This window comes from Acidovorax sp. KPB24-07 (assembly GCF_057543315.1).
Window position 1 is genome coordinate 1 of record NZ_BAAJYS010000206.1, and the last position, 6,671, is coordinate 6,671.

At 64.4% G+C, this 6,671-nt stretch carries 7 protein-coding genes and 1 pseudogene; 6 read left to right on the forward strand and 2 right to left on the reverse strand.

Going from position 1 to position 6,671, the window contains the following annotated elements; all coding sequences use genetic code 11:
- From AC27IQ_RS17160 to AC27IQ_RS17185, 6 genes and pseudogenes are all read left to right on the forward strand, one after another.
- Positions 1-1,094: pseudogene (locus tag AC27IQ_RS17160) on the forward strand (type VI secretion system Vgr family protein); the annotation flags it as partial.
- Positions 1,095-1,103: 9 nt separating this feature from the next.
- Positions 1,104-2,441, forward strand: coding sequence for a DUF2169 family type VI secretion system accessory protein (locus AC27IQ_RS17165; protein ID WP_487090180.1), 1,338 nt, complete (start codon positions 1,104-1,106; stop codon positions 2,439-2,441).
- A complete protein-coding gene (locus AC27IQ_RS17170; RefSeq protein WP_228316159.1) occupies positions 2,431-2,790 on the forward strand; it encodes a DUF4150 domain-containing protein in 360 nt (119 codons plus the stop codon). Before AC27IQ_RS17165 ends, AC27IQ_RS17170 begins: the two co-directional genes overlap by 11 nt.
- 6 nt (positions 2,791-2,796) lie before the next feature.
- Complete coding sequence (locus AC27IQ_RS17175) at positions 2,797-3,789, forward strand: hypothetical protein (RefSeq protein WP_487090181.1); 993 nt, start codon at positions 2,797-2,799, stop codon at positions 3,787-3,789.
- Entirely contained in the window at positions 3,786-4,262 is a 477-nt protein-coding gene (locus AC27IQ_RS17180; RefSeq protein ID WP_284429990.1) for a hypothetical protein, read from the forward strand. The genes AC27IQ_RS17175 and AC27IQ_RS17180 overlap by 4 nt, the downstream gene beginning before the upstream one ends.
- A gap of 133 nt (positions 4,263-4,395) precedes the next feature.
- Positions 4,396-5,397 (forward strand): hypothetical protein, encoded by a 1,002-nt coding sequence (locus AC27IQ_RS17185; protein WP_487090182.1) that lies wholly within the window; start codon positions 4,396-4,398, stop codon positions 5,395-5,397.
- A gap of 52 nt (positions 5,398-5,449) precedes the next feature.
- Here AC27IQ_RS17185 and AC27IQ_RS17190 read toward each other — a convergent pair whose 3' ends face one another.
- Positions 5,450-6,226, reverse strand: a complete 777-nt coding sequence (locus AC27IQ_RS17190) for an ABC transporter permease (RefSeq protein WP_487090183.1) — start codon at positions 6,224-6,226, stop codon at positions 5,450-5,452.
- The coding region (locus tag AC27IQ_RS17195) for an ABC transporter ATP-binding protein (RefSeq protein WP_487090184.1) at positions 6,223-6,671 on the reverse strand (449 nt) is incomplete at its 5' end. The genes AC27IQ_RS17190 and AC27IQ_RS17195, both read right to left, overlap by 4 nt.

The following is a 6,671-nucleotide window of genomic DNA, read 5'->3' on the forward strand; positions in this document are numbered from 1 at the left end:
CCCGCCGGGCGAGGAGATCTGGCCCGACCAGTACGGCGCGTCAAGGTGCAGTTCATTGGGACCGGGTGGGCGCCATGAACGAGAACTCCAGCTGCTGGGTGCGGGTCTCCAGCAGCTGGGCCGGCTCCGGCTTCGGGGCCCTGTTCATCCCGCGCATCAACATGGAAGTCGTGGTCGACTTCCTCAATGGCGACCCGGACCACCCCCTCATCACCGGCTGCGTGTACAACGCCGACAACATGCCGCCGTGGGCGCTGCCGGCCAACGCCACGCAGTCGGGCATCAAGACCAAGTCGAGCAAGGGCGGGGCCTTCGGCGACGGACTGAAGAACGGCGCGGGCGATGCCAACGCCATCCGCTTTGAGGACAAGGCCGGGGCCGAGCAGCTGTGGCTGCATGCGCAAAAGGACCAGCTCACCGAAGTGGAGAACGACGAGGACAAGTGGGTCGGCCGCGACCGGCGCAAGACCATCGACCGGGACGAGACCAACGTCATCCACCGCGACCGCACCGAAACCGTGGACCGCGATGAAACCATCACCGTGCACAACAACCGCACCGAGCGGGTGGACCACAACGAGAAGATCAGCATCGGCGACAACCGCAATGAAGACGTCGGCATCGACGAGACGGTGAGCATCGGCAACAACCGCAGCAAGACCATCGGCCGCAACGAGAAGGACAAGATCGGCAACAACTGGTCGATCAAGGTCGGCAGCTTCAAGACCGAGACCGTCGGCCTGGCCTACCTGCAGAACGTGGGGCTGGCCAAGATGATGAACATCGGCGCGGCCTACAACGTGAACGTGGGCGCGGCCATGGTAGTCAACGTGGGGCTGACGCAGAGCACCAACGTGCTGATGGGGCGCTCGGTCACCGTGGGGCAAAGCCAGACGACGAAGGTGGGTGAGAACTGGAGCCAGACCACCGGTAAGGTGATCCGGATCGAGGCGGGCGACTCCATCGAACTGGTGTGCGGCGCCTCGGTGCTCAGAATGGAAAAGGGCGGCCAGATCACCGTCAACGGCAAGGAGATCGATCTGGTGGGGTCCAAGCACATCGGCCTCGATTCCAAGCGCATCGACCTGAATTGAGTTGACGCCATGGCGCTCCCATCCCACGCCCTGCCCAGCCCCATCGACGCCGCGGGCGTTCCGGAAGTCATCAACCACACGCCCTGGCCGAGCCAGTACTTCCAGCATGTGGACCCGCATGGGGACATCTTCCATGTGATGGTGACCCGCATCTCCTACTCCCTGCTGCAACTGCAGGAGAAGGACGGGCGCATGGAGCCCGTGCTGCTGCCGCCGGAGCGGCAACTGCCGCTGTGCCAGGCCGACCAGTTCCAGGGCGAGGTCAACGAAACCAGCCTGCTGCAGGAGAGCGACTACGCGCCTTTCAAGCCCCGGTGCGACGTGCTGGTGGTCAATGCCACCGCGCACGCGCCGGATGGCAAGGCACTGGCCCGCTGGCCGGTGGGCTTTCGTTTCGGCGATGCCATCGAGAAGACCTTTCAGGTGACCGGCCCGCGCCGCTTCGTGCGATCCGTCGCGGCGCTGGGAGCGCTGCAGTTGACGGAGCCGGAGCCCACGGACCGGGTGCGCATCGGCTACGAGCTGGCATTCGGCGGGCCGCACCTCATCCGCCAGGAGCGGTTGCTGCAGGGCTTCATCGACAGCGCGCCGGGCAGCGGAGTGACCGACGCACAGCGGCATCTCGCCAGCCAGGCGCACGCAGCGCTGCCGCCTTTCCATGGGCCCAACCCCATCGGCTGCGGGCGCCTGCCCACGGCGGTGCCGCAGGCCAACGAGGCGCTGGCGCAATTGCAGGGGCGCGGCAGTGCAGCGATTGCCCCGCCAGAGGCCCAGCGGACCGAAGACGTTCGGCGTGCGCCGCAGATCGAAGACTTCCAGCAGCCCTATACCGGCCAATCCGACTACCCGGTGGTCGGCCTCGGGCCGGTGGGCCGCTGGTGGAGCCCTCGCGTGGCCCTGGCCGGCACGCACGACGAGCGCTGGAAGCAGACCCAGTGGCCCAGGAGCCCGCTCGACCACGACTACCGCTATTGGAACTGCGCGCCGGAAGACCAGCAGATCGACTATCCGCAGGGCGGCGAGGAAGTGGTGCTCGCGCACTTCACCGCGGCGGCACGGCATGCCGGCCCCTACCGATTCTGGCTGCCCCGGCAGGACCTGCAGCTGCTGGTGCGGCTGAAGGTCGGCGTGCTGATGTTCGCGCCGATGCACATCGACACCGTGATCCTCGACCTGGAGGCGGGCACGCTCAGCATCGTGCGCCGCGCAGTCGTCAGCGCCAAGGCCGATGTGCGGCAACTGGAACTGGGCACCTGGCCTGCAGGCACTGGTGTACACCTCGACGAGGCCATGCAGAAGGCGGCGCAGGCCCGCCGGAATGCACAGGGGGCCGGCCGTGGCCAATGAAAACATCGTCGCCAAAGACGGGCGTTTCCGAGTCGTCTCGCTCGCGCCCGACGTGTGCCTGACGCCCAGCAAGAACGGCGTGCCCGTGCCGTACCCCATCACGCACCAGCTGGACCAAAGCCAGCACTGCTCGCCCAACGTCTTCCTGCAAGGCAAGCCCGTATACCTGCACAACCAGAGCTACGTGGACAACGTGATGGGCGACGAACCCGGCCAGGGCAAGGGTGTGGTCAGCCAGACCAACGTCTTCATCAGCCATGACATCGACCACAGCAAGAGCGTGTACGTCAACGGCCGCGCCATCGTGCGCACCGCCGACAAGATGTGGATGAACTGGAAGAAGCCGTAACCCCCCATGGCGCCTAAAAGACCCAGGCCGCCAGAGGCCGAAACGCGCAACGCGCGCATCAAGCCCAACGACTACCCCGCGCCGGGGCCGATCGGCAACACCACGGGCATCGTGGTGCCGGACACCGCCCCCAATCCGCACGGCAACAGTGCTCCGCCCATCAAGCCCACCGAGACCGAGAAGAGTTGGTGGAGCCGCTGGGGCAGCGACGTGGTGCACACCGGGCTGGACGTCGTCGGACTGATCCCGGGGGCCGGCGAGATCGCGGACGGCGCCAATGCGCTGATCTATCTGGCCGAAGGTGACAAGGTCAACGCGGCGATCAGCGCCGCCGCCATGATTCCTGGCGCCGGCATGGCTGCCACGGGCGCCAAATACGGCAAGAAAGCCGTGGGCGCCGCGGCCGAGGCGTTGGGCAAGAAGACCGCCCGCGAGGCGGAGGAGGCGTTGGCCAAGAGAGAGGCCAAGGAGGCAGAGGAAGCTGCCGCGAAGAAAGCGGAGGGCAATGGGGGCGGCAAAGACAAGGGTAAGCCCAAGAAGCACAAGGATTGCGGCAAGAAGGTGCCTTATAACGACAAGAAGTCGCTCAAAGGCAGTGGGCTGGAGAAAGATCACACGCCTTCAGGGGCCGCGCTGGAGCGGGCCGCAGAACGGAAAATCAAAGACCTGCGTGAAGGCGGTATGGTCATCGATGACGCCCAGGCGCAGAAGATCAGGAACGCGGTGCGAAACCAGGCGCCCACTATCGCGATACCACCGGACATCCATGCCGAAGGGGATACTTGGCGGCATAAGAATTCCCCGGAAACCGTCAAGAAAGACGCGGCGAATTTGAAGGACGCGGTGAGAAGAAACACCGAAAAAATCTCGAAGGCGATGGAAGGGAAAGATCACGGGTGCAAAGAGGCTTATGACAGAGCGGCCGAAGAGCTGAGGAACATGGACTGGGACAAATACATCCAGGACGCCATCGACAACGTAGTGAAAGCGACATCATGAATGCCATCGAACTGATCGATTTTTTGGGGCACAGCAGTATCTACAAGCCCTTCGACGAATATCTGACGGCCGCCGGTTTGAAGAAGCGGCCAAAAATCGGGAAGTCGCTCGACACCCTCATCGCGGTTCCGGGCGAGGGCCTTTCCATGTCCTTTGAAATCGATGCGGAAGACGAGGGCATCGCGCAGAAAAGCGAAGGCACTTTTGTCTTCTACCAGCTGGAAATCATGCTGTCTGGCAAGGGCCAGGACAACGGCGTCTACACGGGCCCCCTGCCTCACGGCCTGCTTGCCACGGATTCTCGCAGCGAGGTCGAACGCAAACTGAAAACCTTGAAAAGGCGCCTGCCGGACAACGACAGCTACTTTGTGGACGGCCTTGTCTGGACGGTGGCGTTCGACGCGGAAACATTGCGTTTTTTGCAGGTGGGTGTTCCGACGAACGGCAAGCGCAAGCACGGCCTGTGTGCCTGAGGGCGTCGGCGTGGAACCCGGAGTGGCGGATCTCACCGGCGACGTCCTGGCGTTGGTCGAATGCCTGGGCTGCTCTTGCGAAGACCCTCGGCTGGAGGCGTTTCTCGTTCACAAGCGCATCCATGACCGCCCCATGACCCTGGCCCAGTTGGAAGACGAAGGCGCGGTGCAAGACGATGGCGACACGGATGTGGAATACGAACTGGCACGCCGGTCCAAGGAGTCCCTGGTGGTCCAGTCCGAGCGCCATGGGTTTTGCCTGATCTTCCAGCCGCGCGAAGACCATGATCTGGTCCATCGCACCCCTTGCGGTGTTGAAGCCCCGTTCGTTCTGGCGCAGATCGCGTTCTTTGCCAAAGGCGTTCAGATCTACCAGGGCTTCGAGGGCGTGGTTTTCCGGGACGTGGGCATGCACACCCGCAGATCGGATCCCGCCTATGCGGCATTGGGGCCGCCGCTGGCCCGCCGATCCGTTTACGAAACCTCCACCGATCTGTTCGCCTTGGGCGATTGGGTGCTGAATTTCGGGTTCCCGGAGAAGGAGCAAGACCCGCCACTGGCCCATGTTCACATCCGTCGCAAGAACGTTTTCGACGATGTCATGCTGAACCCGCGGATGTTGGAGGTTGCTCCCGATACCGATGCCTCCCTGCCGGGTCTGCCACAGCTGGGGCGCTCCTCGGATGCGCCGGAGGTTCAGGATTTTCTCGCTGGTCTGGGCCTTAATGATGAAATCGATGAGGACATCGGCTGCCCTGAGGAAATGAATGGACGTGCCAGATCGCACGGCATCGTCATCTACTTCAAGGAGCTGCCCGAAGCGCTGGGCCACGCGCACGCGTTGCCCAAAAAGATCGTTTCGGCCATCACCTACAAACGCCGGGGCGACCTGCGCTCGTTGGGCTATTGTGGCGATCTGCCCTTTGGCCTGCACTTTGGCGACCGGCCCGACATTGCCATCGCGAAGGCAAAGCACCCTCCCGCAAAGGTTTCCGAAAGCGAAGAATTGCGCTCTTACTACTGGCGCGTGGCCTCGGGGATGGTGGTGCAGGCGGTGTTCAGCCTCGTTGATTGGCAACTGGCCCGGGTGACGCTGCACGCACCGGCCCGCGCTTCGGCGGTCCTGGGGGCCTGAACCGCGATCCCATGGAACGGCGGGCGGTGTCTGCCGTTGCGACCCGGCTGCCTCACTCCCCTTGCGACCCCCGGTGCGCCCAGCCCGTGGTGTGCTTTTCCAGCACGCTGAACAGCTCGTACATCACCATCGCCATGGCGCCCACCACCATCAGGCCGGCGAAGGCCAGGCCCATCTGCATGGACGAGCCGGCGGAGATCAGCAGGTAGCCGATGCCCTCGTTGGCGGCGGTCATCTCCGACACGGTGGTGCCCACGAAGGCGAGGGTGATCGACACCTTGAGCGAGCCGTAGAAGTACGGCAGGGAGCGGGGCAGGCCGACCTTGGTGAGCACGTCCCAGCGCTTGGCGCCCAGCACGCGCAGCACGTCTTCCAGTTCGGGCTCCAGCGTGGCCAGGCCCGTGGCGATGTTGACCATGATCGGAAAGAAGCTGATGAGAAAAGCCGTGAGGATGGCCGGCCCCACGCCGATGCCGAACCACACGACGAGGATGGGCACGAAGGCCGCCTTGGGCAGGGCGTTGAAGGCGGTCATCAGCGGATAGACGGCGGCATACGCCAGCCGAGACGATCCGATGACGAAGCCCAGCAGCACACCGACCACGATGGCGATGCCGAAGCCCGCCATGGTGACCCAGAAGGTGCGCCAGGCGTGGCCCGCGATGATCCACTTGAACTCCACGAACTGCGTCCAGATCGCCCAGGGACTCGGGAAGATGAACTCCGACACCCCCAGGCCCGAGCAGATCACCTGCCACAGCACCAGCACCGTGAACAGCAAAACCCAGGGCGACCAGCGCTCCACCCGTTTCTTGTGCAGCGCGTTCATTGCGTGATCTCCCCGCCGGTCTTGCGCAGGGCGCCGATGTGGCCGCGCAACTCCAGCACGATGTCGGTGAATTCCTTGGTGTAGGTCAGCTCCAGCTCGCGCGGGCGCGGCAGTTCGATGTCGCGCTTGACCACGAAGCGGCCGGGGCTCTTGCTCATCACGTACACGGTGTCAGCAAGGAAGACGCTCTCGCGCAGGTCGTGCGTGACGAGGATGACGTTGAACTGCTGCTCGGCCTGCAGGTCGCGCAGGATGCACCACAGCTCCTCGCGCGTGAAGGCGTCGAGCGCGCCGAAGGGCTCGTCCAGCAGCAGCATCTTGGGCTCGTGGATGAGGGCGCGGCAGATGCTGGCGCGCTGCTGCATGCCGCCCGACAGCTGCCAGGGGAATTTGTCTTCGTAGCCGGCCAGGCCCACCTTCTGCAGCAGGGCGCGCGCGCGGGCCT

Coding starts and splice junctions, on each gene's coding strand:
- AC27IQ_RS17165 (WP_487090180.1), top strand. CDS start 1,104: ATGGCGCTCCCATCCCACGCCCTGCCCAGCCCCATCGACGCCGCGGGC.
- AC27IQ_RS17175 (WP_487090181.1), top strand. CDS start 2,797: ATGGCGCCTAAAAGACCCAGGCCGCCAGAGGCCGAAACGCGCAACGCG.
- AC27IQ_RS17180 (WP_284429990.1), top strand. CDS start 3,786: ATGAATGCCATCGAACTGATCGATTTTTTGGGGCACAGCAGTATCTAC.
- AC27IQ_RS17185 (WP_487090182.1), top strand. CDS start 4,396: ATGACCCTGGCCCAGTTGGAAGACGAAGGCGCGGTGCAAGACGATGGC.
- AC27IQ_RS17190 (WP_487090183.1), bottom strand. CDS start 6,226: ATGAACGCGCTGCACAAGAAACGGGTGGAGCGCTGGTCGCCCTGGGTT.